Source organism: Subtercola boreus (genome assembly GCF_003399635.1).
GTDB lineage: Bacteria > Actinomycetota > Actinomycetes > Actinomycetales > Microbacteriaceae > Subtercola > Subtercola boreus_B.
Genome location: NZ_NBXB01000034.1, coordinates 149053 through 173223 on the forward strand (window position 1 = coordinate 149053; position 24171 = coordinate 173223).

23 protein-coding genes and 1 pseudogene are annotated in these 24171 nt (G+C 69.2%); 9 read left to right on the forward strand and 15 right to left on the reverse strand.

The window, feature by feature from the left end; all coding sequences use genetic code 11:
* Nucleotides 1–56 precede the first annotated feature (56 nt).
* The 6 genes and pseudogenes from B7R22_RS12805 to iolC form a co-directional block, all read right to left on the reverse strand.
* Complete coding sequence (locus tag B7R22_RS12805; RefSeq protein WP_116412089.1) at nt 57–974, reverse strand: sugar phosphate isomerase/epimerase family protein; 918 nt, start codon at nt 972–974, stop codon at nt 57–59.
* Entirely contained in the window at nt 971–2899 is a 1929-nt protein-coding gene (iolD, locus tag B7R22_RS12810; protein ID WP_116412090.1) for a 3D-(3,5/4)-trihydroxycyclohexane-1,2-dione acylhydrolase (decyclizing), read from the reverse strand. The genes B7R22_RS12805 and iolD overlap by 4 nt, the downstream gene beginning before the upstream one ends.
* Nucleotides 2899–3858: a 5-deoxy-glucuronate isomerase gene (gene iolB, locus B7R22_RS12815; RefSeq protein WP_116412091.1), complete on the reverse strand. Its 960-nt coding sequence runs from the start codon at nt 3856–3858 to the stop codon at nt 2899–2901. Before iolB ends, iolD begins: the two co-directional genes overlap by 1 nt.
* A gap of 31 nt (nt 3859–3889) precedes the next feature.
* Nucleotides 3890–5470, reverse strand: a pseudogene (locus B7R22_RS12820) (CoA-acylating methylmalonate-semialdehyde dehydrogenase).
* Nucleotides 5471–5528: 58 nt separating this feature from the next.
* Nucleotides 5529–6428: a class I fructose-bisphosphate aldolase gene (locus B7R22_RS12825; RefSeq protein ID WP_172582398.1), complete on the reverse strand. Its 900-nt coding sequence runs from the start codon at nt 6426–6428 to the stop codon at nt 5529–5531.
* A gap of 8 nt (nt 6429–6436) precedes the next feature.
* The gene (gene iolC / locus B7R22_RS12830; RefSeq protein WP_116412093.1) at nt 6437–7399 is read right to left on the reverse strand and encodes a 5-dehydro-2-deoxygluconokinase; all 963 of its coding nucleotides are present in this window, start codon (nt 7397–7399) and stop codon (nt 6437–6439) included.
* A 146-nt stretch (nt 7400–7545) separates the two neighbouring features.
* Here iolC and B7R22_RS12835 point away from each other — a divergent pair, with 146 nt between their 5' ends.
* Both B7R22_RS12835 and B7R22_RS12840 read left to right on the forward strand, forming a co-directional pair.
* Nucleotides 7546–8307, forward strand: a complete 762-nt coding sequence (locus B7R22_RS12835) for a GntR family transcriptional regulator (RefSeq protein WP_116412094.1) — start codon at nt 7546–7548, stop codon at nt 8305–8307.
* Nucleotides 8308–8375: 68 nt separating this feature from the next.
* On the forward strand, nt 8376–8612 hold the full coding sequence (locus B7R22_RS12840; protein WP_116412095.1) for a hypothetical protein: 237 nt from the start codon (nt 8376–8378) through the stop codon (nt 8610–8612).
* Between the two features lie 20 nt (nt 8613–8632).
* Here the strand turns inward: B7R22_RS12840 and B7R22_RS12845 are convergent, their stop codons facing one another.
* The 3 genes from B7R22_RS12845 to B7R22_RS12860 all read right to left on the reverse strand — a co-directional run bounded on the left by B7R22_RS12845 (nt 8633) and on the right by B7R22_RS12860 (nt 12272).
* Entirely contained in the window at nt 8633–10036 is a 1404-nt protein-coding gene (locus tag B7R22_RS12845; protein WP_116412247.1) for an alpha-amylase family protein, read from the reverse strand.
* A gap of 11 nt (nt 10037–10047) precedes the next feature.
* The gene (locus tag B7R22_RS12850) at nt 10048–11073 is read right to left on the reverse strand and encodes an NADPH:quinone reductase (protein WP_116412096.1); all 1026 of its coding nucleotides are present in this window, start codon (nt 11071–11073) and stop codon (nt 10048–10050) included.
* A gap of 173 nt (nt 11074–11246) precedes the next feature.
* Nucleotides 11247–12272, reverse strand: a complete 1026-nt coding sequence (locus B7R22_RS12860) for a LysR family substrate-binding domain-containing protein (RefSeq protein ID WP_253259075.1) — start codon at nt 12270–12272, stop codon at nt 11247–11249.
* 51 nt (nt 12273–12323) lie between these two features.
* Here B7R22_RS12860 and B7R22_RS12865 point away from each other — a divergent pair, with 51 nt between their 5' ends.
* Nucleotides 12324–12770, forward strand: coding sequence for a DUF5997 family protein (locus B7R22_RS12865; RefSeq protein WP_116283949.1), 447 nt, complete (start codon nt 12324–12326; stop codon nt 12768–12770).
* A 248-nt stretch (nt 12771–13018) separates the two neighbouring features.
* Entirely contained in the window at nt 13019–14230 is a 1212-nt protein-coding gene (locus tag B7R22_RS12870) for a VIT1/CCC1 transporter family protein (RefSeq protein ID WP_116412098.1), read from the forward strand.
* 282 nt (nt 14231–14512) lie between these two features.
* On the opposite strand, the gene B7R22_RS12875 is transcribed toward B7R22_RS12870, so the two are convergent.
* Together B7R22_RS12875 and nhaA are read right to left on the reverse strand one after the other, a co-directional pair.
* Nucleotides 14513–14995, reverse strand: coding sequence for an FBP domain-containing protein (locus tag B7R22_RS12875; protein WP_172582369.1), 483 nt, complete (start codon nt 14993–14995; stop codon nt 14513–14515).
* A 54-nt stretch (nt 14996–15049) separates the two neighbouring features.
* On the reverse strand, nt 15050–16960 hold the full coding sequence (gene nhaA, locus B7R22_RS12880) for a Na+/H+ antiporter NhaA (protein ID WP_116412100.1): 1911 nt from the start codon (nt 16958–16960) through the stop codon (nt 15050–15052).
* Nucleotides 16961–17105: 145 nt separating this feature from the next.
* Between nhaA and B7R22_RS12885 the strand changes: the two genes are divergently transcribed.
* Nucleotides 17106–18089 (forward strand): LacI family DNA-binding transcriptional regulator, encoded by a 984-nt coding sequence (locus tag B7R22_RS12885; RefSeq protein WP_253259076.1) that lies wholly within the window; start codon nt 17106–17108, stop codon nt 18087–18089.
* Nucleotides 18090–18152: 63 nt separating this feature from the next.
* Here the strand turns inward: B7R22_RS12885 and B7R22_RS12890 are convergent, their stop codons facing one another.
* A complete protein-coding gene (locus B7R22_RS12890; RefSeq protein ID WP_116412248.1) occupies nt 18153–18638 on the reverse strand; it encodes a glutathione peroxidase in 486 nt (161 codons plus the stop codon).
* Nucleotides 18639–18659: 21 nt separating this feature from the next.
* A complete protein-coding gene (locus tag B7R22_RS12895; protein ID WP_116412102.1) occupies nt 18660–18971 on the reverse strand; it encodes an EthD family reductase in 312 nt (103 codons plus the stop codon).
* A gap of 43 nt (nt 18972–19014) precedes the next feature.
* Here B7R22_RS12895 and B7R22_RS12900 point away from each other — a divergent pair, with 43 nt between their 5' ends.
* Together B7R22_RS12900 and B7R22_RS12905 are read left to right on the forward strand one after the other, a co-directional pair.
* The gene (locus tag B7R22_RS12900) at nt 19015–19824 is read left to right on the forward strand and encodes a thymidylate synthase (protein WP_116412103.1); all 810 of its coding nucleotides are present in this window, start codon (nt 19015–19017) and stop codon (nt 19822–19824) included.
* 10 nt (nt 19825–19834) lie between these two features.
* A complete protein-coding gene (locus tag B7R22_RS12905; protein WP_116412104.1) occupies nt 19835–20341 on the forward strand; it encodes a dihydrofolate reductase in 507 nt (168 codons plus the stop codon).
* 41 nt (nt 20342–20382) lie between these two features.
* Here B7R22_RS12905 and B7R22_RS12910 read toward each other — a convergent pair whose 3' ends face one another.
* Both B7R22_RS12910 and B7R22_RS12915 read right to left on the reverse strand, forming a co-directional pair.
* Nucleotides 20383–20667 (reverse strand): thioredoxin, encoded by a 285-nt coding sequence (locus tag B7R22_RS12910; RefSeq protein WP_116412105.1) that lies wholly within the window; start codon nt 20665–20667, stop codon nt 20383–20385.
* Nucleotides 20668–20738: 71 nt separating this feature from the next.
* Nucleotides 20739–21605, reverse strand: a complete 867-nt coding sequence (locus tag B7R22_RS12915; protein ID WP_116412106.1) for an HpcH/HpaI aldolase/citrate lyase family protein — start codon at nt 21603–21605, stop codon at nt 20739–20741.
* A gap of 313 nt (nt 21606–21918) precedes the next feature.
* Here B7R22_RS12915 and B7R22_RS12920 point away from each other — a divergent pair, with 313 nt between their 5' ends.
* Together B7R22_RS12920 and B7R22_RS12925 are read left to right on the forward strand one after the other, a co-directional pair.
* Entirely contained in the window at nt 21919–23070 is a 1152-nt protein-coding gene (locus B7R22_RS12920; protein ID WP_116412107.1) for a LolA family protein, read from the forward strand.
* 8 nt (nt 23071–23078) lie between these two features.
* Nucleotides 23079–24095: an ABC transporter ATP-binding protein gene (locus tag B7R22_RS12925; protein WP_116412249.1), complete on the forward strand. Its 1017-nt coding sequence runs from the start codon at nt 23079–23081 to the stop codon at nt 24093–24095.
* Nucleotides 24096–24171 lie beyond the last annotated feature (76 nt).

The following is a 24171-nucleotide window of genomic DNA, read 5'->3' on the forward strand; positions in this document are numbered from 1 at the left end:
GCGTCTGTTCCTTCGTTGGGGGGGGGTGGTGAGGGCTGGGGGTGAGTTGGTGCGCGTCACGCCCACGCGCTGAGCGCGTCGCGGTTCCGTCGCTGGTCGTCGGCACGCTGCTGCTGGAAGGTCGTGAGCGACAGGTCAGCACCGTTCAGTACGTCCTGTTCCACCACGACCCAGCCGTCGAAACCGCGTTCGTCGATGGCGGCCATGACGCCCGCGAGGTCGATGTCGCCGCGGCCGAAGGCGACGAACGACCCGGAGGACCAGACCTCCCGCATCCCGCCTCCCGCGGCCAGCACGCACCGGAGTTCGGTGAGGTCGACGTCTTTGAGGTGCAGGTGGTTGATGCGATCGCCCCAGCGGCGGGCGGCATCGATCGGGTCGCCGCCGGCGATGAAGAGGTGGCCGGTGTCGAGCGTGAGGTCGATGTCGACGACAGAGAGGAAGCGATCGATCTCGGCGGGCGATTCGACGAAGGTGCCGGCGTGGTGGTGGAAGGTGGGCTCGAAGCCGGCCTTTCGCACCCGCTCCGCGGCGCGCCCGGCGTTCGCGGCGAGCCGCTGCCAGCCGTCGTCGGAGAGCGGATCCTCACTGGCGCCTCGCCCGGGAGCGGCGCGGCGCGGCGCCGATCCGTCGTCGGCCAGGGTCGGCAGCGGCAGGCGCGCCGGCCCGGACTCCGCCGCATCCGAGAACACCCGGAGCGCCTCGTCGAGGCTCGGCAGCGAGGCCTCGAACGCCTCATCGTCGGAGAAGGGCAACTGCACCCAGCCGCCCGCGAGTTCGAGCCCGAACCGGTCGAGGCGCTCGCGCAGCTGCGCCCCCCGGCCCAAGTACCCCAGGGGCCCGAGATCCACCCCGCCGTAGCCGGAGGCTGCGAGGATGTCGAGCATGTCGTCGGCCGCGACGGTCTCCGCCCCCTCCGGCGTCAGCTCGAACACGCCGAAACTGACCGGTGCGCCGGCCACTGTTGCCTTCACTGTGCGTGTTCCTCTCCGAGAAGCGGCCGCTGGGCGGCGCGCAGGGTTTCGTATTCGGCCCGGGCGGCCCGGGTGGAGGGCAGGGTCGACACCTCGGCCACCGGCACATCCCACCAGCCCCCGCCGTCGGGCCCATAGATGCGTGGGTCGCTGTTGATGTGGATGAACGTCGACCGGGTCGACGCCTTCGCGGTGCGGATGGCCCGGCCGAGGTCGTCGATCGCACCGGCTCCGGGCTCCACCTCGATCACATCGATACCGTAGCTGCGGGCGTTCATCGCAAGATCGACCGGCAGAGGAAGGTCGTTCTGGAAGTTCTGCGCCTGGGGGTCGTAGTGCCGGTAGAGAGTGCCGAACCGCTCCGATCCCACTGTCTCCGAGAGGTGTCCGATCGAGGCGTAGCCATGGTTCTGGATCAGCACGACGATGATCTTGATGCCCTCGGCGACAGCGGTCACGAGCTCGCTGTTCAGCATCAGGTACGACCCGTCGCCCACCATCACGATGACGTCGCGGTCGGAGCCGTCGGCGAGCGCCCCGCGCTTCACCCCCAGCCCGCCGGCGATCTCGTAACCCATGCACGAGAAGGCATATTCGACGTGATAACCCAGAGGATCGCGCACCCGCCACAGTTTGTGGAGGTCGCCCGGCAGCGAACCGGCCGCCTGCACGATGACGTCGGTGGGGTCGCTGGCCGCCTGCACGGCACCGATGATCTCGGGCTGGCCGGGCCGGTCGAGGCCCGATGGTGCGAACGCGGCGTCGACCGCGGCATCCCATTCCGCCTTCTCCCGCGTGATGAGACGGGCGTAGTCGGCCGTCACGGCAACACCGTCGGTGTGGGCCAGCAGTTCGTCGAGCGCCTCCCGGGCGTCGGCGACGACCGGCAGCTGGGTTCCGTGCTTGTAGGCGTCGAACGGGGCCACGTTGATGTTGACGAACCGCACGCCCGCGTTCTGGAACACCGTGCGCGACGCGGTCGTGAAGTCGCTGTAGCGCGTGCCGATTCCGATGATGAGGTCGGCCTCGGCGGCCAGCCGGTTCGCCGCTGTCGTGCCGGTCGCGCCGATGCCGCCGAGGTACTGCGGGTGGTCCCAGGCCAGGGCACCGCCGCCCGCCTGGGTGGTGGCGACCGGGATGCCCGTCTTCTCGGCGAACGCCTGCAACACCGTCTCGGCACCGGAATACAGCACGCCTCCGCCGGCGACGATCAGCGGGCGCCGGGCATCCCGCAGCGCCTCGATCGCGCGCGCGAGCGGCAGACGCTCGGGTAGGGGACGTCGGAGGTACCACTCCCGCTCCTCGAGGAACGCCGTCGGCACGTCGAGCGTCTCGGCCTGCACGTCTTCGGGCAGCGCGATGGTCACCGCTCCCGTGTCGGCGGGGTCGAGCAGCACGCGCATGGCGCCGAGGGCGATCGAGTAGAGCTGCTCGGGCCGCTGCACTCGGTCGAAGAACTTCGAGAGCGGCCGGAAGGCGTCGTTGACCGTGAGCCCGATGTCGTGCGGCTGTTCGAGCTGCTGCAGCACCGGATCCGCCACCCGCGTGGCGAACGTGTCGCTCGGCAGGAGGAGCGCGGGCAGACGGTTCGTGGTGGCGAGGGCGGCGCCGGTGAGCATGTTCGTGGCCCCGGGGCCGACGGAGGCAGTGGAGGCGAACGTCGCCAGGCGGCGGTGCATGCGGGCGTAGCCGACCGACTGGTGCACCATCGCCTGCTCGTTCCGCGCCTGGTAGTAGGGCATCAGCGCGGGTGAATCCACGTTGACCTGCTTCAGCGCCTGACCGATGCCTGCCACATTGCCGTGCCCGAAGATGCCGAAGACACCCGGGATGGTGCGCTCCCGGTGGTCGCCGTCGACCGTGTACTGGTTCGCCAGAAAGTGGATGAGGGCCTGGGCGACCGTCATGCGCTGTGTTGCCGCCATCAGTGCCGGCCTTTCTCTTCGGGTGTCTGGGTGGGGTCGGAGCCGTAGGGCAGCCGGGGGTCGACGTGCTGGTCGTTCCATGTCTCGCGCACCCACGCATGGGCGGGGTCGTCGCTGATCAGCCACACCCGCTCGGGGTCGGGTCCGGCCATCACGTTGAGGTAGTACAGGTCGTACCCCGGTGCCGCGACGGCCGGCCCGTGGTAACCGTGGGGCACCAGGGCGATGTCGCCCATCTGCACCATCGCGTTGATGTCGATCTGCCCGGCCGGGGAGGAGTAGGTGCTGAACAGGCCGAAGGCCGCATCCGCTGCATCCTGCGCTGCGGATGGCGCGCCCGCCACCGGCGCCGTTTCGAAGTAGTAGATCTCCTCGAGCCGCGACTCGTGGCCCGGCACCAGCTGGTCGTGCTTGTGCGGAGGATACGACGACCAGTTCGCAGCCGGCGTGATCACTTCACAGACGATGAGCCGCGCCGCATCCAGAGCCGCTGGCGTGCCGAAGTTGTGCACCTGGCGACTGGATGCCCCGGCCCCCCGCAGTTCGACCGGTGTCTCGCTCGCGGCGATCAGGCGGGTGGGGTGCAGCTCGGTGGTCGGCGACTCGGCCACCGCCACTCGTCCTTCGCCCCGGAGCTCAGCGGTCTCGTCGGCCGAGAGGTAGAGCGCGTCGGTCGGGCCCGAGAAGACGGAGGGGCGACCGGCGAGGATCGTCTCCCTCCGTTCGGAGGCCGCCGTTCCGGATGTCGCCCCGTGCGTCACCGTGAAGCTCCCGGAGAGCGGCACCACGATGCGTTCGACACCCGTCTCGCCGAGCGCCAGCACGTCGCCGTCGGCGAGCACCGCCACCCGCAGCCCCGTGTGCTGCCACCCGTCGATCGCGCCGTCGACGACACTCTCCCAGCCCTCGCGGGAGAGGCCGCCCCTGCGGTGGAACCAGCGATCATCGGTTGTCGTCATTGACTCCTGCTTTCGAGGAAGGGAAGAGAGTTCAGTCGTTCTGCGGAAAACCGAGGTTGATGCCGCCGTGGCTCGGGTCGAGCCAGCGGCTCGTGATGGCCTTCTGCTGGGTGAAGAATCGCACACCCTCCGCACCGTGCGCCTTGGTGTCGCCGAACAGGGAGTCCTTCCAGCCGCCGAACGAGAAGGTGGCGACCGGCACGGGGATGGGCACGTTGATGCCGATCATGCCGACCTGGATCTCGTTCTGGAAGCGCCGGGCGGCTCCGCCGTCGTTCGTGAAGATCGCCGTGCCGTTGCCGAAGGCGCCGGAGTTGATGAGGTCGACGCCCTCCTTGTAGGTCTGCACCCGCACGACCGAGAGCACGGGGCCGAAGATCTCCTCGGTGTAGGCGCGGGAGGTGGTGGGCACGTTGTCGAGAAGCGTCGGGCCGAGCCAGAACCCGTTCGCGTCGCCGTCCGGGTTCACGTCGCGGCCGTCGACCACCACGGAGGCCCCGTCGTCTGCGGCAATGCCGATGTAGGAGGCCACCTTGTCGCGGTGAGCGGCGGTCACGAGCGGGCCCATGTCGCAGCCGCGGCGGCCGTCGCCGATACGGAGGCCGGCCATCCGGTCGCTGATCTTGGAGAGCAACTCGTCGGCCACCGTCCCTACCGGCACGGCCGCCACGTCGCTGTGCGACGCGTCGGAACCGGCCGGCAGGGGCCCATCCACAACAATGACCACCGAGATGGCCATATAGCGCTCACCGGCCGAACCGAAGCCCGCATTGATGGCGGCGTCGGCCACGAGGTCGAGGTCGGCATCCGGAAGCACCAGCATGTGGTTCTTCGCACCTCCCAGCGCCTGCACGCGCTTGCCGTTGCGGGTGCCGGTCTCGTAGACGTAGCGGGCGATGGGCGTCGAGCCGACGAACGAGATCGACCGCACGTCCGGGTGTTCGAGGAGTCCGTCGACAGCCTCCTTGTCGCCGTGCAGCACGGTGAAGACGCCGTCGGGAAGACCGGCTTCCTTCCAGAGTGCGGCCATCCAGTTGGCGGCGGAGGGATCCTTCTCGCTGGGCTTCAGCACGACGGTGTTGCCCGCTGCGATCGCGATGGGGAAGAACTAGGCCGGCACCATCGCCGGGAAGTTGAACGGGGAGATGATGCCCACCACACCGAGCGGCTGGCGGAGCGAGTACACATCGATACCGGTGGAGACCTGCTCGCTGAACTCGCCCTTCAGGTGATGCGACAGCCCGCAGGCGAACTCGACGACCTCCTGGCCTCGGGAGATCTCGCCGAGCGCATCGGAGACGACCTTGCCGTGCTCGCTCGTGATCAGTTCGGCGAGCTCGCCCTTCTTCGCATCCAGCAGTTCGCGGAACTTGAAGAGGATGGTCTGGCGCCGGGCCAGGGAGGTGTCGCGCCAGGCCGGGAAGGCGGCGTCGGCCGAGGCGATCGCCGCGTCGATCTCGGCCCGGCCGGCGAGCGCGACGTGCTTGGTCACGACGCCGAGAGCGGGGTCGTAGACATCGGCGAAACGGGCGCTGTCGCCCTCGAACGGTGCGCCGTCGATCCAGTGGGTGACGACGGGCAGGGTGTCAGTGCTGAGGGTGTCAGTGCTCATGGTGCGGGTTCCTTACGAGGAGAGGAAAGGGGAAGCGGGAACGGTTCGAAACAGAGGGTCAGAGGGCGAGCACGCCGGCAGAGTGCACGAGCGACGCGGCCGTGTCGACCGCCGCCGCGACATCCCCATCAGGCGGGTACAGCAGGGTGCGGCCGGCGGTGAGCCCGCGCACGCCCGGCAGGGAGAGCGCATCGCCCCAGGCCGCGAAAGTCTCGTCGGGGTCGGCACCGGAGTCACCGCCGAGCAGCAGGGTCGGCAGCGTGGTCGCCTCCATCACCCGTTCCATCTCGGCCACCACCGGGAGTTTCATCCACGTGTAGGCGCTGCTGCCGCCGAGGCCCGAGGCGATGGCGATCGAGAGGATGACGGCCTCTGTCGACAGATCGTTGACGATGCGGCCGTCCGAGCGCCGCGACAGGAAGGGCTCGAGCATGATGGGCAGGCTCGCAGCCGAGGCCTGGCTCACCGCGCGGGCCGTGGCCTCCAGCGTCGTCACCGTGCCCGGGTCGTCGAGGTCGACGCGCAACAGGGTCTTGGCGAAGTCGATGCCCGACGAGACCATCGTCGGCACGTCATAGCCGGTGAACCGGTCATCCATCTCGAAGCGGGCACCCCGCAGGCCCCCGCGATTCATCGAGCCGACGATGATCTTGTGGTCGAGCAGTCCGAGCGCAGCGAGATCGTCGATGATGTCGGGCGTGCCGAGCACCCCGTCGACACCGGGCCTGCTGAGGGCGATGGCCAGCCGATCGAGCAGCAGGTAGCGGTTCGCCATCGCCATCGGGTCGCTGCCCACGGCGAGCGCTCCCCGTGCCGGATGATCGGCCGCCACGATGAAGAGGCGACCATCGCCGCGGGTCACCTCCCGGCGGCGACGCGCGACGAGCGCCTCGCGGATGGCATGGGGCCGCGTGGCCCGGATGGTTCGCAGCCGGTCGAAGTCCGCACCGGTCAGCATTCCGTCGGTCACAGTCGGGCTCCTGTCAGGAGGATGTCGTCGATCTCCCGGGTGGTGGGCATGGCGGTGGAGCATTCCCGGCGGGAAGCCACGATCGCCCCGGCGACGTTGGCGAAACGGAGGATGGTCTCGTGATCCCAGCCGGAGAGCAGCCCGTGGCAGAGCGCCCCGCCGAAGGCATCCCCAGCGCCGAGACCGTTGACGACGTCGACGGGGTACGGCGGGACCTCCACCGTCTCCGATCGCGTCATGGCAAGAACACCCTTCGGCCCCTGCTTCACGACCGCGAGTTCGACCCCGCGCTCGAGCAGCGCGGCAGCTGCGCGCCTCGGCTCGGTCTCCCCCACCGCGATCTCGCACTCCTCCCGATTGCCGACCGCGACGGTGGCGAAGGCGAGAGCTTCAGCGACATGCGTCGAGGCGGTCTCGGCGTCGGCCCAGAACATCGGCCGGTAGTCGAGGTCGAAGACGGTTGTGGATGCCCGCTGCCGGGCTTCGAGCGCAGCCAGGTGCGCTCCGCAGCTCGGTTCCTGGCTGAGCCCAGTGGCCGTGAACCAGAAGATGGTCGCTGCGCGCACCGCGTCGAGATCGATGTCGTTCGCCTCGACGTTCAGGTCGGGCGCTTTGGGCTGGCGGTAGAAGTAGAGGGGGAAGTCGTCGGGCGGAAAGATCTCGCAGAACGTCACCGGTGTCGGCAGCTCCGGGTCGACAGCGACGAAGTTGGTTCCGACTCCCAGCCGATCGAGCTCCCTCAGCAGGTACCGGCCAAAGGGATCGTCGCCGACGCGGGAGATGAGCGAGACGCTCCGGCCGTGGCGTGCCGCCGCGACGGCGACGTTCGCCGCACTCCCGCCCAGGTATTTGCCGAAGGTCGAGACATCTTCGAGGCCCACGCCGTCTTGCAGGGGGTAGATGTCGACGCCGAGTCGGCCGAAGGCCAGCACGTCACTGTGAGGAGGCGAAGTCGTCATTCTCAGGTCTGAACTCTCTTGTGTGGAGGTTCGCGGCAGGCCGCTTGGAATGTCCTAACAATAGCACATGGGGCCGTTTGGGCAAGGGCATGTAATATTGTTCCGACAATAGGTCGTACGTGCTCAGGTCGAGATTGGATGCCCCCATGGTCAGCTCCGACACCGTCTGGCCCGAGCACCTGTTCACCGATCTCGACCGCACGGGCCCCGTTCCGCTCTACTTCCAGGTCTCGAGCAGACTGGAGACGGCCATCCGGTCCGGCGAGCTGCCTGCCGGATCTCGACTCGAGAACGAGATCGCGATCGGCCAGCGGCTCGGCCTGTCCCGCCCGACCGTTCGACGCGCCATCCAGGAACTCGTCGACGTCGGCCTGCTGGTCAGGCGCCGGGGAATCGGCACCCAGGTCGTGCAGGGCCAGATCACCCGTCAGGTCGAGCTCACGAGCCTGTACGAAGACCTCAAGAACACGTCGCAGGAGCCCGGCACCCGGGTTCTGCTGCACGAGATCTCCGCCGCCAGCGAGACGGTGGCCGAGCGACTGAGGGTGGAGCCGGGTTCCGATGTCGTGCACCTCAGACGACTCCGCACGACCGGCGGCATCGCGATCGCCATCCTCGAGAACTATCTCCCGGCCGCCTTCGCCGACATCACCACCGAACTGTTGCAGGAACTCGGGCTCTACCAGATCCTCCGCGCCCGGGGCGTCACGATCCGGGTCGCCAACCAGCGGATCGGCGCGCGGCGAGCGGAGCACGACGAGAGCGAACTGCTCGGCGTCGAACGGCACGGGCCGCTCCTCACCATGGAGCGGATCGCATTCGACGACGCCGGAGAGGCGATCGAGTACGGTCACCACTGCTACCGCCCCGACATGTACAGCTTCGAGACGACACTCGTCGCCAAATGAGTGGTTCCGCCCGTGACAGCGGGCGGCGCCGGGCGGCGGAGGCAGGGCGCACCCGCTAGCGTGAACGCATGACCGAGCGCACGATCATCCGGAACGCCCACACCGTCACCGTCACCGCTGCCGACGACGAGTTCGGCGACGGCTATCTGGTGATCGACGACGCCGTGATCGTCGCCGTGGGGGCGGGCGCGGCTCCGAGCGAGTGGACCGAGACCGGCGCGCACGCCGGCACCGCCCCGCGGATCACCGTGGTCGACGCCCGCGGCCACCTCGTCACCCCCGGGCTCATCAACACCGCTCAGTAGTGCGCGTCCCTCTCGCCGGGTCAAGCGGTGTCGAGCACGACCCAGCCGTGCGGTGGCACCGTGACGGAGGTCCCCCCGCCATCACCCGGCGTGAGCGAAGCCTCTCCGGCCGCGACACTCAGCCCTCCGCCCACCGCCTGCGTGGAGGCGGTGTCGCCGAGGTTCAGCATCACGACGAGCCGCTCGGACCCGCCCGGTGCCGCCACCTCGTAGGCGAAGAACTCGTTTGTCAGGGTGATGTTCGTCGTGAGCGCGGAGTGCAGCCACGGGTGCCGTCGACGCAGGCCGATCAGCTCCTGGTGCAGGTGGTACACCGGCCAGCCCCCGGGCGGCAGGGCATCCGGACCGGACGGAGCGAACTCGGGCCGGATCGCATCGTCACCTCCCTCGCGCTCCTCCTTCGCCGCCGCCAGCCCCTGCTCGTCGCCGTAGAAGACCGTGGGCGTGCCCCCGACGGTCATCAGCACGACGAGGGCGTGGGCGCGGTGGCGCTCGTCGGCGATCGAGGTCGCGAGACGGTTCACGTCGTGGTTGCCCACAAAGGTCACCGGCACGAAGCTCTCGAGGAACCCATTGTGCCTCTGGAGGGCCGCGCTGAGCTCCCAGAAGTTCGCGTCGGAGATCGAACTCCAGATCGCCTTCCAGAGTTCGTACTGGGTCAGCGAATCGAACGCCGACGCGCGCGCGATCGCAGAGTAGTCGCCGTGAATCACCTCGCCGAAGACGAACGTCTGCGGATGCTCGGCCCGAACCCGCGGCAGAACCCGGGCCCAGAACGCCGGGGGAACCGCATAGGCCGCATCGAGGCGCCAGCCGTCGGCTCCGCGGGCGAGCCAGTGGTTCATGACCTCTGCGACGAAGTCGACCACGGCCGGCTCGTCGTGGTTGAGGCGCACAAGCGCATCGTGGCCCTCGAAGTTCTCGAACTGCTGGTGCGACGGATCGGCCGGCGGGTCACCGATCGCCCGGAACCAGCGGAACTCCGGCGCTGCCGGCCCCTCGACGAGCGCGCGGCGGAACGGCTCGAAACTCCGCCCGACGTGGTTGAACACCCCGTCGAGCACCACCCGCAGCCCGCGCGCGTGCGCCTCCCGGAGAAGCACGTGGAAGCTGTCCTCACCGGTCGTGCCGGCCAGGCGCGGGTCGAGCCGGAAGTAGTCGACCGTGTCGTACCCGTGCGTCTCGGAAGCGAAGACAGGGCCGAGCAGGAGGCCCGACACCCCCAGTTCGACGGCGTAGTCGAGCCAGACCACCAGCCGATCGAGCGAATGCGTTCCGTCAGCGCCGCGGTCGGGTGCGACATCCTGCGCCTGGGCGGAGACCGGGGCACCGGTGAAGCCGAGCGGGTAGACCTGCCACAGGATGGCGTGGCTGACCCAGTCCGGCTCTGCTGCCGCGCGTTCGGTCGCTGACTCACTGGGCACGGTCGGCTCGGTCACAGCCCGGCCACGTCGATGAGCACCTTGCCGACAGCACCGCTCTCCACCGCCGCATGGGCCGCTGCCGTCTCAGCGAGCACGAAGCGAACAAGAGGCAACCCATGGTCGTCGCCGACCTCGAGAGCACCTGCTGCTGCAGCGGCTGTGACCGCCGCAACCGCGTTGGACTTCTCGACCTCGCTCGTCGTGTAGGTCAGCACGAACTGCAACCGGACGTTCTTCGTCATGCTCGCGCGAGCCGGCACCGGAATGGCATCGGGCTCGCCGGAGACGTAGATCGCGACGGTGCCGCCACGGGCGACGACGGCCACATCGTCGGCCATGTTCGCGAGTGGGTTGACCTCCACGATGACCTCGACACCTCTCGGGGCGAGCTGCTTCACCCGGGCGACCACGTCTTCGGTGCGGTAGTTCACGATGTGGTGGGCACCGGCCGCCGCTGCCAGGTCGGCCTTCTCGGGGCTGCTCACGGTCGTGATCACCGTCGCGCCCGCCCAGACGGCGAGCTGGATGGCGGCGTGGCCGACTGCTCCCGCGCCACCGGCGACGAGGACGGTCGTGCCGACCAGCGAGCCCGGCGACAGTCGTGCGGGGCCGGACTCCCGCGCCGTGAGGGCACGGTGGGCCGTCAGTGCGGGGATGCCGAGCGACGCGCCCACGTCGAACGAGACACCGTCGGGCAGGGGATTCACGAGGTGGTCGGGCAGCACCGTGTACTCGGCCGCGGTGCCGGTGGGTCGCTGGAACGCGGAGTCCCGCACCCACACTCTGTCACCTACGGCGAAGCGCGTGACTCCGAGCCCGATGGCGTCGACGACACCGGCGCCGTCCTGGTTGGGCACCTGCTCTGGATCGACCTCGGCCGAGGTTCCCGAGCCCGCCCGCGACTTCCAGTCGGTCGGGTTGACGCCGGACACCGCGATCTGCACGCGCACCTCGCCGGCCTCGACCGCGGGGAGTTCCCGGTCTACGAGCTCCAACATCTCTGGCCCGCCTGTGCGGGAGTAAACAACGGCTTTCATGGCCTGCCTTTCGTCACGTCCCACACTGCCAGCACACGAAGATCGGCGCTGCCTCTTGCGGTCGATTGTGGAATACCCGACGGATGTGCAGCCTGTGGAGGAGAGGAAGGAGGAGAGGAAGGAGAAGAGGAAGGAGAAGAGGAAGGAGAAGAGGAAGGAGGAGAGCCCGAGGGTCAGCGCTTCCCGCCGAACTTACGCCTCCGCGCCTGGGCGGCATTGGCGGCATCCGACTGCTTCTTCTTCCGGGCGGGCTGGTTTACGGCGGGTCTCTTCGCCCCGGCGCGCTTGGCCGATGCCGCCTCGGCCTCCGCCGCAGCGCGCGCCTTGGCCTTGGCTTTGGCGACCGGTCCGATCTTCTTGACCCGGGCATCCAGAGCCGCATCGTCGGCCTCCCGCGACGAAGCCCTCGAACTCGACGCCGAACGCCCCCGCACGATGCCGACGAACTCCTCGATATCGGCGGTGGTGCCCTCGGTCAGCCAAGCGAGCGCGATCCGGGTCTCCGCGACATCCGTCACCGGGCGGAAGACCACGTCTTTGCGACTGGAAAGCCGGGCGATCGCCTGAGGCACGATCAGAATGCCGACACCCGCTGCAACCTGTTCGACGGCGTCGTCGACGCTCCGGATGTCGCGGAGAGGCCTCCGCGAACCGTCGGCCATCTCGGTGGCGACGTCGCGCCACTCCGGCACGTCGTCGGGATCCTGCAGCAGGTGTTCGTCGGCCAGGTCGGAGACGGTGACAGCGTCGAAGACGGAGGCCGGATGATCCTTCGGAACGATGACGACCTGCACCTCGCTGTAGAGGTTGATGACGCTGAGTCCCTCCTGTTCGACAGGGAGCCGCACGAAACTGACGTCGGCCGAGTGCTCATGGAGCACTCTGACCTGCTGGTCGGTCTCCGTGCGGAAGACCTCGAGCGGGGTCTCGGCGCGGCGTTCGGCCCAGAGCCTGGTCCACTTTGTGACGGTGACGCCGGCGGCGAAGGCGAGGGAGAACGGCCGGATGCCCGGGGTGGCGATCGCGGCCGGTGCGGTGCCGTCGGCCGGGGCGGTGTCCTCGCCAGAGGTGGTGCCCTCGGCTGGGGCGGAATCGTCGGTGCGCGGGTGCGCTGGTGCGGCATCATCGGTGCGCGAGCGCGCCGTGGCGACATCCGGTGCCGGCACGGGGGCGGCATCGCCGGAGTGCTCGTTCGTCATGGTCACGCCCCGATCATCCGCCAGCAACACTGGTCAGGATACGCTGGCCTCATGACGCCCGCGAAATCACCCCAGACCATGAAGCCCGCCACAGCGGCGAAAAAACTGGGAATCTACCTCCCCGCGGCGCCGGCCGACTTCCAGGAGGGCGATGTGACGCGTGCCGAGCTCAACGCACTGCTCGAGTCCCCGCCGGAGTGGCTCGTGGAGCTGCGACTGAACGGCCCGTTCCCGCGACAGGAGGTCGCTCGTAAGCTCGGTGTCTCGATCTCAGGCCTCACGCGCGGCGGTGTCGACGAGGCGTTCACGACGCCGGAGATCAAGGCGCTGCTGGAGGCCCCGCCGGAGTGGCTGGTCGTGGAGCGTGCCCGCCAGGCCGGCGTGATGGACGACAACGCACGCATCAAGACAGAGCGCGCCGAGAAGGCTGCGCAGAAGGAGCGGGCCGAGCGCCACGCGCGCACGAACCCGAACTCGATCGCGCCGAAACCGCGCTGAGCCGAGCCCGCCCAGCCAGCCGCCCGCCCCAGCCAGCCGCCCATCACCCGTGCCAGCTGGTGTGAAGCCACTCCGGTCCTCGGAACGGACACGGTTTCAACGATCCTCGGCGAATAGTGATCAGGATGCCGAATCCGTGTCGGTTCGCCGCCACAACCGGCTCCGGCACGAGCACCGGGCACCGGGCAGCCGTCACCAGCGGACCTGACCCGAAGCCACCGCGGCGACCTCCCGGCGATAATGGGAGGATGAGTCCCGATCTGACGGCCGAAGCGAAACCCCGGCCCTCCGACATCCGGCGCTGGCGGCAGTACCTGTCCGACGAACGAGCCGAGGCAGCCGTCTACCGCGACCTGGCCGAGCGACGCACCGGTGAGGAACGCGCGATCCTGCTCGCCCTGGCCGAGGCGGAGGTGCGGCACGAAGCGCACTGGCGCGCCCTGCTCGGCGACAACATCGGCAACCCGCACCGAGGCGACATCCGCACGCGCATCCTCGGCTTCTTGGCCCGGCGGTTCGGTTCGGTGTTCGTGCTGGCGCTGGCGCAGCGCGCTGAGACGCGTTCGCCCTACGCCAACGACTCCGACGCGACGCCCGCGATGGCCGCCGACGAGCAGGTGCACGCGGAGGTGGTGCGAGGCCTCGCCGCGCGCGGACGCAATCGCCTGTCGGGAACGTTCCGCGCCGCCGTGTTCGGAGCGAACGACGGCCTCGTGTCGAATCTCGCCCTGGTGATCGGCATCTCGGCGAGCGGGGTACCGAACGCGGTGGTGCTGGTGACGGGGCTGGCCGGGCTGCTGGCCGGCGCGCTCTCGATGGGGGCCGGGGAGTACGTGTCGGTGCGGTCGCAGCGCGAGCTGCTCGAGGCCTCCACGCCGAACCCCGAGGCCACGCGCGCGGTACCCCATCTCGACGTCGACGCGAACGAACTCGCCCTGGTCTACCGGGCGCGGGGAATGAGCGCCGAGAATGCCGAGGCCCACGCGACCGAGGTGCTCCGCGGGCACGCGGTGATGACCGGCGCGATCGACCTCACGGCGGCCGCAAAGGCGACTCCGGATGTCGCGGCCGTCGGAATCGCGGGCGGCACAGCCGGCGCAGCCGGCACCGCGGGCGGCGCAGCCGGCACAGCAGGCACAGCCGACGCCGCCGCCCATGAGGAGGTCGACGAACACGAAGCGGTCGGCACCGGCCTGAGCGCCGCCGTCTCGAGCTTCTGCTTCTTCGCCTCCGGCGCGATCATCCCGGTGCTGCCCTACCTGTTCGGCCTGCAGGGCCTCGCGGCGCTGATCGTCGCGGCCGTGCTGGTGGGCATCGCCCTGCTCGGCACGGGCGCCGTCGTGGGCATCCTGTCCGGCGGTCCGCCGCTTCGCCGGGCGCTCCGCCAGCTCGGCATCGGCTACGGCGCCGCCCTCGTCACCTACCTGCTCGGCCTGCTGTTCGGCACAGCGGGCCTCTGATCGGCGCCAGCCGCCCCCTCTGTGCGTGCAATTCAGGCACACCGGGCCACCGCGTTCGAATGGTGCCTCGCCCGGCTCTGTGCCTGAATTGCGCGAAAACGCCTGCGGCGCAATCCGGCCGACGGAGCGGTTCGCACCGAGCGCAACGTCCGCCAACGCGTAGAGGACGCGCCGCGAAGCGCAGTCTCAGTCCAGCGGACGCGCCGCGAAGCGCAGTCTCAGTCCAGCGGACGCGCCGCGAAGCGCAGTCTCAGTCCAGCGGACGCGCCGCGCCGCGCAGTCTCAGTCCAGCGGCCGCATCACGTCGCGGAGGAACCCGCTCACCCGCGACTCCAGCCCCTCGACCTTCTGGTCGAGCACACTCTGCGGGTCGGCGTAGTACGACGCGTGCGGAACCTCGACGCGGATGTTCGCCGAGCAGCCGAGGTTCGCGCAGATGTACGTTCCGACCGTGTTGCCGGCGAGACCCGCCTCCCCCGAACGTTTCGCGCTGAACAGCGAGACGCCGTGCTCGGTGTGAGTGGCTCGGCAGAGCTGGCACATCATCATGCGCCGCCGTGAGAGCGGGCCGTCGGCCTCCCGCACGATGATGCCTTCCGGCTCGTCACCGTTCCAACGGACGATGTACCCGAGGTGCGGCGAGTGCGAGTCCCGCCAGCCGAGGAAGTCGAGGTTGGCCCAGTCGAGTTCGACGAAGTCGGAGGGAAGCACGATGTTCGCGACTTCGGCCGCGGAGCCGTTGACGATCGAATGCCGAATCTGCATTCCGGTCATCCTGTTCACACGCACTCCTCGCTGCTCGGTGGCGTTCGGATGTTTCTAGCCTAAGCCAGCGTTCTCAGAGGTCGACCCGTCCGCCGGCGCCGCCTGCCCCGACTCGTACAGCTCGCGAATCAGCGTGGCCGCGTCGTACGGGCCCGAGTGCCGCTTGCCGCAGATGAAGAACGTCGGAGTGGAGTGCACATCCATCAACTCCGCATCGATCGCATCGTCGCGCACCCGGTTGACGACCTCGCTCGATCTCATGTCCTCCTCGAACCGGTCGAGGTCGAGTTCGAGCGACGCGGCGTAGCCCAGCAGATCATCGAGTTCGAGCGCATCCTGGTGGGCGAACATGATCGGTGCCAGTTCGAAGAACTTGCCCTGGTTCGCCGCAGCCTCGCTCGCCCGCGCTGCGAGCAGGGCGTGTGGATGCACGCGGGTGAGCGGCAGGTGCCGCCAGACGTATCGCAGGCTCTCCCCGAAGTGCGCCCGCACCTCGTCGATCGAGCCCGTGGCGCGCGAACAGAACGGGCACTCGAAGTCTCCGTATTCGACGAGCGTGAGCGGAGCATCCACCGGCCCCCTGATGTGGTCGCGGGCCGGATCGACCGGGCGGGCGAGCACGAGACTCAGGCGGGACGGCGGCTGCACCCTGTCGACGATGCGGAAGATCGCCCAGCCGAGCACGAACGCAATCAGGGAGGCGGCGAGCACTCCCACGCGGGCCTCATCCTGCAGCCGCGGGTCTTCGATGGCGAGGTCGATGATGAACAGGGAGATCGTGAAGCCGATGCCCGAGAGTGCGGCGCCGCCGGCGATCCGCCCGAGCGTGAGCCCGGGCGCGAGAACGCCGACCTTGAACATCCTGATCAGCGCCGTGATCCCGGTGATGCCCACCAGTTTGCCGATCACCAGGCCCGCGATCACGCCCCAGGTGAGGGGCGAACGGATGGCCGCCCCGAGCGTCTCCGCGCTGAGGTGCACTCCCGCATTCGCGAGCGCGAAGATCGGCAGGATGAGAAAGCTCGTGTACGGAATGTAGAGGGTGTGCAGACGGTCGTTGACCGAGACCGAGTTCAGAAGCCCGCGCACGGCCGCCTGCGCATAGGCGGGATTCGGCGACTGGCGGAACGCCCGGCTGAGCTCGGCAGCCCTCTCGACCTCCATCCGCCTCGGAGTGAAGACGGGGATCAGCAACGCGATCGCCACCCCGCCGAGCGTCGGCTGCACGCCCGACGCGAGCAACGCGACCCAGACCACGATCGACAGCACGACGTAGAGCGGGCCCTGCGCGAAGGTCACGTACCGCAGCGCCCAGATTCCGACGAGGGTCACGGCTGCCACGATCAGGGGCACGAAATGCACTTCGTCGGTGTAGAAGACGGCGATCACCGCGAGCGCCCCGATGTCGTCCACCACGGCCAGCGCGAGAAGGAAGGTGCGGAGGTGACCGGGCAGGCGCGGGCCGACGATCGCGAGAGCCCCGAGCAGGAAGGCGGTGTCGCTCGAGATCACGACACCCCACGCGCGCGTGGCCGGGCCCTGGTCGTTGATGAGCACGAAGATCACGGCCGGGATCGCGAGGCCGGCCACCGCTGCGCTCACGGGAACGACCGCCCGCGACCACACGCTGAGCTCCCCCAGCGCGAACTCGCGTTTCACCTCGAGCCCGACGACGAAGAAGAACAGGGTCATCAGGCCCTCGTTGACGAGCGACCGGAAGTCGAGCTCCAGCATGTTCGTGCCGACCTGCAGGGAGATCGTCGAATGCCAGAAGTCGTCGTAGGAGCTGCCGAGCGGGAGGTTCGCCCAGACCAGCGCGAGAACAGTTGCAATGAGAAGGAGGGCAGCAGCCGTCTTCTCGCTGTCGGAGAAGCCGCGGCGCTGGTTCACCAGCTCCCGCAGGCGGGGAAAACGGGGGGCGCGGTCGCCCTCGGTCACCTCTGGTGCGGGATCTGTGTGCTGCATGGCACCAGTGTTGCAGGATGCACGGCCGGAGCGCTCCCTGAGCACCGGATCGGCCGCGCCCTACACTGGGGGGCAGACAATCGGCGTCGACCGGAGGTGGGGAGAGCACGTGACCGGGATCCAGGGCGGCTCACCGACACTCGAGATGGTCGCGGCCCTCGCCGGCGTCTCCCGGGCGACGGTCTCGCGGGTCGTCAACAACTCCCCCAAGGTCTCCCCGCGCGTCACCGACACGGTCAACGACGCCATCGCCGCGCTCAACTATGTGCCCAACCGGGCCGCCCGCAGCCTCGCGAGCCGGCGAACCCGCACCATCGCTTTGGTGATGCCAGAGTCGACGGCGAGACTGTTCTCCGACCCGTTCCTCGCCAGCGTCACCCAGGGCATCGCCCTGCACCTGGCCGACACCGAGTACACCCTCACGATGCTCATCGCGTCGGATGCGACCCCAGAGAAGACCCAGCGCTATCTGCTCGGAGGCAACGTCGACGGGGCGCTTGTGGTCTCGCACCACAGCGGCGACCATTCGCTCGGCGAGGTGAGCCGCACCCTCCCCGTGGTGTTCGGCGGCAGGCCCCTCGTCGAGGGCACCGCCGCCACCTACTTCGTCGACGTCGACAACTACGCGGGCGCCCGCGCCGCCACAGAACACCTGATCGGGCGAGGGTTGCGCCAGCACGGCACGATCGCCGGCCCGCAGGACATGCCGCCGGGCCTCGACCGGCTCACCGGTTGGCGCGACGCCCTGGAGGCGCGCGGCCTCGACCACTCGTTCGTCGAGGCCGGCGACTTCACTCCGGAGTCCGGGGCGGCAGCGATGACGCGGATGCTCGACCGGGGCATCCCGCTTGACGCCCTTTTCGTGGCGAACGACCAGATGGCCGCCGGTGTCTACTCCGTGCTGAACGAGCGCGGCCTGTCCATCCCCGGGGACATCGCTGTCGTCGGTTTTGACGACAACTTCTTCGGAGCGACCGCCACGCCCCCGCTCACCACCGTGCGCCAGCCGTCGAACCAACTCGGGGCGAAGATGGCCGACGTGCTGGTGAGGGTGATCGAGGGGCGTGACGTCGCCCGCGTGACGATGCTGCCGACCGAGCTGGTGGTGCGGGGGTCGACGGCGGTCTGAGCGTGCGGGGGTGGTGACAGGCCGCAGGCGGGCGCCGCCGGGCCACCGCCCCCGGGGCGCTGCTCAGGCCTCGGGTAGCGACTGCTCGATGAGCGAGACGATGGCCGGGTCATCCGGCTCCGTGCGCGGACGGAACCGGTGCACGTCACCGTCGGGCGTCACGACGAACTTCTCGAAGTTCCACTTCACCTTGCCCGCCTTGCCCTCGGCGTCGGGCGCCTTCTTCAGCTCGGTGTAGAGCGGATGTTCGCTCCGCCCGTTCACCTTGATCTTCTCGAAGATCGGGAACGTGATGCCCCAGGTCGTGGAGCAGTACTCGCTGATCGCCTCGGCGGTTCCGAGTTCCTGCAAAAACTGGTTGCTGGGAAAACCGAGCACCGTGAAGCCGCGCTCACCGTAGGTCTTCTGTAGCTGCTCCAGCTTCTCGTACTGCGGGGCGAGCCCGCAGCGCGAGGCCACGTTCACGATGAGCTTGACCTTGCCGTCGAACTCGGCGAGCGAGGTGTCTGCGCCGGTCGTGGTGGCGATCGGGATGTCGTTCAGCGGGATGTCGTTGATGTCGGCCACAGCTCAGCCCTCCTCGATGTCGGAGAACAGGATCCGCACGCCGCCGGTCGCCAGACCGAAAATCGACGGGAACAGCTCGCCCGCCTCAGCCGTGGCGACGGCCGCGCTGGCGGAGTCGTAGTCGTCGAAGTAGAGGTCGATCATCCGGTACGCCGGAGTCGCCGTGCCGTCCTCTTTCGGCCAGACCTTCGAACTCTCGAAGCGCACGACGCCGGGCAGCTTCTTGGCGAGAGCGACCTGGCCGTCGGCGTAACCGGCCTCGAAGGCCGCCGGATCGGTCGGATTGTCGTAGATCACGGTGATTTTTGTGGGCATAGGGAAACGCTACTCCCGCCCCGCGTCAAATAGGCTGGGTGCGATGAATACGTCACTGAGCACTCCCTATGAAGATCTGTTGCGGCACACGCTGGCGACGGGGATCGCCAAGTCCGACCGCACGGGCACGGGCACGACGAGCGTCTTCGGCGCGCAGCTGCGGTTCGACCTCCGCGAGGGGTTCCCGCTCGTCACAACGAAGCGCGTGCACTTCAAGTCGATTGCGTACGAGCTGCTCTGGTTCCTCCGCGGCGAGTCGAACGTGGGCTGGCTGCGTGAGAACGGCGTCACCATCTGGGACGAATGGGCCGACGCCGACGGCGAACTCGGCCCGGTCTACGGCGTGCAGTGGCGCTCGTGGCCCTCACCGAGCGGCGAACACATCGACCAGATCAGCCAGGTCATCGACACGATCAAGACCGATCCGGATTCCCGCCGGATGATCGTGTCGGCCTGGAACGTCGCCGAGATCCCGCTGATGGCGCTCGCGCCCTGCCATGCCTTCTTCCAGTTCTACGTGGCCGACGGCAAGCTCAGCTGCCAGCTCTACCAGCGGAGCGCCGACCTCTTCCTCGGGGTGCCGTTCAACATCGCCTCCTACGCCCTGCTCACCCACCTCGTCGCCGCGCAGACCGGCCTGGGCGTCGGCGACTTCATCTGGACGGGCGGCGACTGCCACATCTACGACAACCACCGAGAGCAGGTCGCCGAACAGCTCACGCGTACGCCGTTCGCGCTGCCGACGCTGCGTGTGAACCGAGTGCCGGAGAGCATCTTCGACTACACCTACGACGATCTCGAGGTGGTCGGCTACCAGCACCACCCGGCGATCAAGGCGCCGGTGGCGGTGTGAGGATTCCCGCGTGAGCCTCGCGCTGATCTGGGCCGAGGCGCGGGGCGGCGTCATCGGCTACGACGGCACGATGCCGTGGCATCTGCCCGAGGATCTCGCACATTTCCGCGAGCTGACCACCGGCAGCGCCGTCGTGATGGGGCGACGCACCTGGGACTCGCTCCCCGAACGGTTCCGGCCTCTTCCCGGCCGCCGCAACCTCGTGCTCAGCCGCGACCGCACGTGGTCGAGCGCGGGCGCTGAGCCCGTGCACGACCTTCGCGCCCTGCTCGCAGAGCGCCGGCCTGACGGGTCTGACGGGTCTGACGCTGCCGACCTCTGGGTGATCGGCGGCGGCGAACTCTACCGCCAGGCCCTCCCCGAAGCCTCCAGGCTCGAAGTCACGCAACTCGACCTCGGGGTGAAGGGCGACACCTTCGCCCCAGCGATCGACGCCTCCTGGTCACGGGTCGCGGAGTCGCCCTGGCTCGAGTCGCACACGGGCATCCGCTACCGCTTCACCAGCTACCAGCGCTGACCCGAGCCGCGCCGCGCGCTCCCGACGCTGAGTTCAGACGGTCAGACGGCGAGCACGAGTCCCGCGAGCACCTGATGGATGGTCGGCACACCCTCTGCGCGGAACACCTCGACGCCCGCGCCGTTCTCGAGCACGATGGTCGGGGTGGCCACGATCGATGCGCGCTCCGCCTCATGCGGGCGGAACGCCACGTTGACCTCGGTCACGGTCGCCGTGCTCACGAGCCCGATGGCCTGGTCGACGACGGCTCGGGCCTGGGCGCAGGCCCCGCAGAACGAGGACGTGTAGAGGCGGATGTTCACGACGGGTACAGCGCCGCCGGGCATCCGTTCATTCCCAGCCGCCGCTCGCCGCCCAGCCAAAGCGTAGGGGCGGAGGCCACGGGGCGGGGCGAGCGTCAGAGAGGGCGGATGCCGAACGCCTGCGCCAGCTTGTCGATCTTCTGGGCACGGCCGAGGCGGGGCAGGTCGCTGCCGTCGCGGATGACCCGCCCGCGGGACTCGAAGTCCGCGAGGAAGTCGCGGGCCCACGTGGCGTCCGAGCGCGTGGGGCTGATGACCTCGTTGATGACCGGCAGCTGCTCGACGTCGAGGCAGAGCTTGCCGGTGAGTCCTAGGGTCACGGCGAGCGCCGACTGCTCCCGCAGAACCGGGTGGCTGCTGCCGACGGTCGGCCCGTCGATCGGGCCGGGCAGCTTGCCGATGCGGCTCGCCACGACGAGGCGGGAACGCGGATACGCCATGGCGAGGTCATCCGCGCCGGTTCCGGTGTCGCGGCGGTAGTCGCCGCTGCCGAACGCGAGCCGGAAGGCACCGCGCGCCTCAGCGATGGAGCGCGCCTCCTCGATGCCGAGCGCCGACTCGATGAGCGCGATCACCGGGGTGCTGCCGCCCAGACGGTCGAAGGTCTCGGTGACATGCGCGCCCGACTCGGCCTTGGCGAGCATGACGCCCCGGAGCCCGGGAATGCCCTTGAGCGCATCCACATCGCCTGACCAGAAGTCGGTCGTGCGGTCATTGATGCGCACCCACGCGCTTCCGCCGTTGTCGAGCCACGACGCGACATCCGCCCGCGCAGTCGGCTTGGCGGCCGGGTCGACGGCATCTTCGATGTCGAGGATGACCTGGTCTGCCCTCGAGGCCGCTGCAGCGTCGAACGTGTCGGTCTTTGTGGCGTTCACGAGGAGCCAGGAACGGGCGATCTCGGCGGAGACCTCGTCGGCCTGGCTGTCGGCAGCTTTCGCGTGCTCGGGCAGGTACGTCATGTGCAGCTCTCTCTCGCGCGGTGCCGCGAAGCCGCGATACCGCCATGCCGCGGGTTCGACCGCGGAGGGTCCCGGCGTTGGGTCCGAAACGAGCCTACGGCAGAGGGTGGCGGTGGCCCGAATCGGGCGGAAGGGGTCGCTGTGGGGACAGTGTTGCGAGTGGGACGGGGAGCGGCGGACGCACCCCGCGTCGAAGGGACCCGAATCGCGCTGGACAGTCCCTGTTGGCGCGATGTGCGTCCCTTCGGAAGATCCAGCGGAACTCGCAGAAAACGGGTGTAGTGTCCCCGACAGATCTGAAGGAGCGAACTCGATGAGCACGGTGTGGAAGCGTTGGATCCCTGCGGCAGTCGCCGGTGTGGTGGTGGCCGGAGCGGCCGTTGCGGTACCCCTCTCGGCCGGTGCGACGTCGGGTCTGCCCGAGAAGTCCCCACAGGAGGTACTGGCGCTCGTCGCCGGCAGCACGGTCACCGCCTTCTCGGGAACAGTGGAGCAGACCTCCGACCTCGGCCTGCCGACGTTGCCGTCGGGCACCGGATCGGGTTCTGGCTCAGCATCCACTTCTGGCGCGGCGTCCACGAGCGACGCGTCCGGCTCCGATGGCAGCGCCGGCACCGCCGCCGCGGCATCCTCGGCCCTCGACCTCCTCACGGGCACCCACACGGCGCGCGTGTACGTCGACGGCACGACCGGCTCGGGCAACCTCCGCGTGCAGGTTCTCGACCGGCTTGCCGAACGTGACGTCATCAAGCAGGGCGACACGCTCTGGCTTTACGACTCCGGCAAGCAGACGGCGGTGCACGCGACCCCGACGGCGACTCCGGATGCCGTTCCCACCGGTCCCGAGCAGACCGCGACTCCCCAGCAGCTGGCGGAGAAGTTCCTCGAGGCGGCCGGATCGACGACCGACGTCTCGGTCGGCGGCGATGTCACCGTGGCAGGCCGCTCGGCCTACGACCTGGTGCTGACCCCGCAGTCCGGCAGCACGCTCATCGGTGCCGTGTCGATCGCCGTGGACTCCGAGACCGGGCTCCCCCTCCGCGTCGAGGTCACCGCCGCAGGGGCGAGCAATCCCGCCTTCTCGAGCTCGTTCACCTCGCTCGACCTGTCGACCCCGTCGGCAGACCTCTTCTCGTTCACACCCCCGGCCGGCACGACCGTGACCGAGAAGGCTGTGGAGAAGCCGTCTGCGGCCAGCGGCGGTGCCACTGAACCCTCGCACTCAGAGTCAGATGCCCCGAAGCCTGTCATGACCGGATCGGGCTGGAGCTCGATCGTCGAGCTGCCCGCCGGCTCCGAATCGTCAGCCCTCACCTCCTCTCCGCTGCTCGCGCAGCTGACCACGCCGGTCAGCGGCGGTCACCTGCTCTCGACCACCCTGCTGAACGTCTTCGTGGCCGACGACGGTCGAATGTTCGCCGGATCCGTTTCGGCGGAAGCCCTCGAGGCCGCCGCCGCCCAGTGAGCGGTGTCATGCCTGAGGGTGGGCTCGCCATCCAGACCCGGGGCCTGACGAAGGTGTTCGGGCGCCAGACGGTCGTGAACGGGATCGATCTCTCGGTGCCGCGCGGCTCGGTGTTCGGCTTCCTCGGCCCCAACGGATCGGGCAAAACCACGAGCATCCGGATGCTGCTCGGCCTCGCCTCCGCGACGAGCGGTGAGATCACTGTGCTCGGCCAGCAGATGCCGAAACGCGCCGGAACCGTGCTCCCCCGGGTGGGGGCGCTCATCGAAGGGCCGGGGTTCTACCCGTTCCTCTCGGGTACGGCCAACCTGCGCCGACTCGACAGTGCCGATCGGTTCGCCCGCACCTCGACCCGCACGGCCCGGGTCGGCGAGGCTCTCGAACGGGTCGGGCTGACGCATGCCGCAGGCAAGAAGGTGCGGGCCTATTCGCTCGGCATGAAGCAGCGGCTCGGCATCGCGAATGCCCTGCTCACCCCGCGCGATCTGATCGTGCTCGACGAGCCGACGAACGGACTCGACCCCCAGGGCACCCGCGAGGTGCGGAACCTCGTCCGCTCGCTGACTGCCGAGGGCACGACGGTCTTCGTCTCGAGCCATCTGCTCGCCGAGATCGAGCAGATGTGCACCCACGCCGCGGTGATGCGGGCCGGAAACCTCGTCGCCCAGGGCAGCCTCGACGAACTGCGGCAGGCCGGCCAGTCGCGCGTGCGGGTACTGACGCCCGATCCCGGCCCGGCGAGGCGCGTGCTCGCTGAACTCGGGCTGGCGGTGGAGGTTGATGCGGATGGCCGTGAAACACACCCTCTCGACGGCGAGTCCGTGACGGCACCGCTCGACGCCGGGAATTGGGTTGACGGGCCGATCGATGCCGGAACGCGGACCGACCGGCCGCTCGATCCTGAGCGCATCGTCGCGGCGCTGGTCGCGGCGGGCGTGCGCGTGCGCGGCTTCGCCGTCGAGCGCGCCAGCCTCGAGGATCTCTTCGTCGCGCTCACCGGGGAGGGGTTCGACGTTGCCCAGTGACGAGGCGGGTTCCCCCGCAGCATCCGGAGCGCCAGCCACTCGGCCGCTCACCCGTCGGCCCACAGCCGGCTGGGCC

Excerpts from the sequence above, each read along its gene's own strand:
- iolD (WP_116412090.1), bottom strand. The coding sequence starts at position 2,899 with ATGGCGGCAACACAGCGCATGACGGTCGCCCAGGCCCTCATCCACTTT.
- iolB (WP_116412091.1), bottom strand. The coding sequence starts at position 3,858 with ATGACGACAACCGATGATCGCTGGTTCCACCGCAGGGGCGGCCTCTCC.
- B7R22_RS12825 (WP_172582398.1), bottom strand. The coding sequence starts at position 6,428 with ATGCTGACCGGTGCGGACTTCGACCGGCTGCGAACCATCCGGGCCACG.
- iolC (WP_116412093.1), bottom strand. The coding sequence starts at position 7,399 with ATGACGACTTCGCCTCCTCACAGTGACGTGCTGGCCTTCGGCCGACTC.
- B7R22_RS12835 (WP_116412094.1), top strand. The coding sequence starts at position 7,546 with ATGGTCAGCTCCGACACCGTCTGGCCCGAGCACCTGTTCACCGATCTC.
- B7R22_RS12840 (WP_116412095.1), top strand. The coding sequence starts at position 8,376 with ATGACCGAGCGCACGATCATCCGGAACGCCCACACCGTCACCGTCACC.
- B7R22_RS12850 (WP_116412096.1), bottom strand. The coding sequence starts at position 11,073 with ATGAAAGCCGTTGTTTACTCCCGCACAGGCGGGCCAGAGATGTTGGAG.
- B7R22_RS12860 (WP_253259075.1), bottom strand. The coding sequence starts at position 12,272 with ATGACGAACGAGCACTCCGGCGATGCCGCCCCCGTGCCGGCACCGGAT.
- B7R22_RS12865 (WP_116283949.1), top strand. The coding sequence starts at position 12,324 with ATGACGCCCGCGAAATCACCCCAGACCATGAAGCCCGCCACAGCGGCG.
- B7R22_RS12870 (WP_116412098.1), top strand. The coding sequence starts at position 13,019 with ATGAGTCCCGATCTGACGGCCGAAGCGAAACCCCGGCCCTCCGACATC.
- B7R22_RS12875 (WP_172582369.1), bottom strand. The coding sequence starts at position 14,995 with ATGCAGATTCGGCATTCGATCGTCAACGGCTCCGCGGCCGAAGTCGCG.
- nhaA (WP_116412100.1), bottom strand. The coding sequence starts at position 16,960 with ATGCAGCACACAGATCCCGCACCAGAGGTGACCGAGGGCGACCGCGCC.
- B7R22_RS12885 (WP_253259076.1), top strand. The coding sequence starts at position 17,106 with ATGGTCGCGGCCCTCGCCGGCGTCTCCCGGGCGACGGTCTCGCGGGTC.
- B7R22_RS12895 (WP_116412102.1), bottom strand. The coding sequence starts at position 18,971 with ATGCCCACAAAAATCACCGTGATCTACGACAATCCGACCGATCCGGCG.
- B7R22_RS12900 (WP_116412103.1), top strand. The coding sequence starts at position 19,015 with ATGAATACGTCACTGAGCACTCCCTATGAAGATCTGTTGCGGCACACG.
- B7R22_RS12910 (WP_116412105.1), bottom strand. The coding sequence starts at position 20,667 with ATGCCCGGCGGCGCTGTACCCGTCGTGAACATCCGCCTCTACACGTCC.
- B7R22_RS12915 (WP_116412106.1), bottom strand. The coding sequence starts at position 21,605 with ATGACGTACCTGCCCGAGCACGCGAAAGCTGCCGACAGCCAGGCCGAC.
- B7R22_RS12920 (WP_116412107.1), top strand. The coding sequence starts at position 21,919 with ATGAGCACGGTGTGGAAGCGTTGGATCCCTGCGGCAGTCGCCGGTGTG.
- B7R22_RS12925 (WP_116412249.1), top strand. The coding sequence starts at position 23,079 with ATGCCTGAGGGTGGGCTCGCCATCCAGACCCGGGGCCTGACGAAGGTG.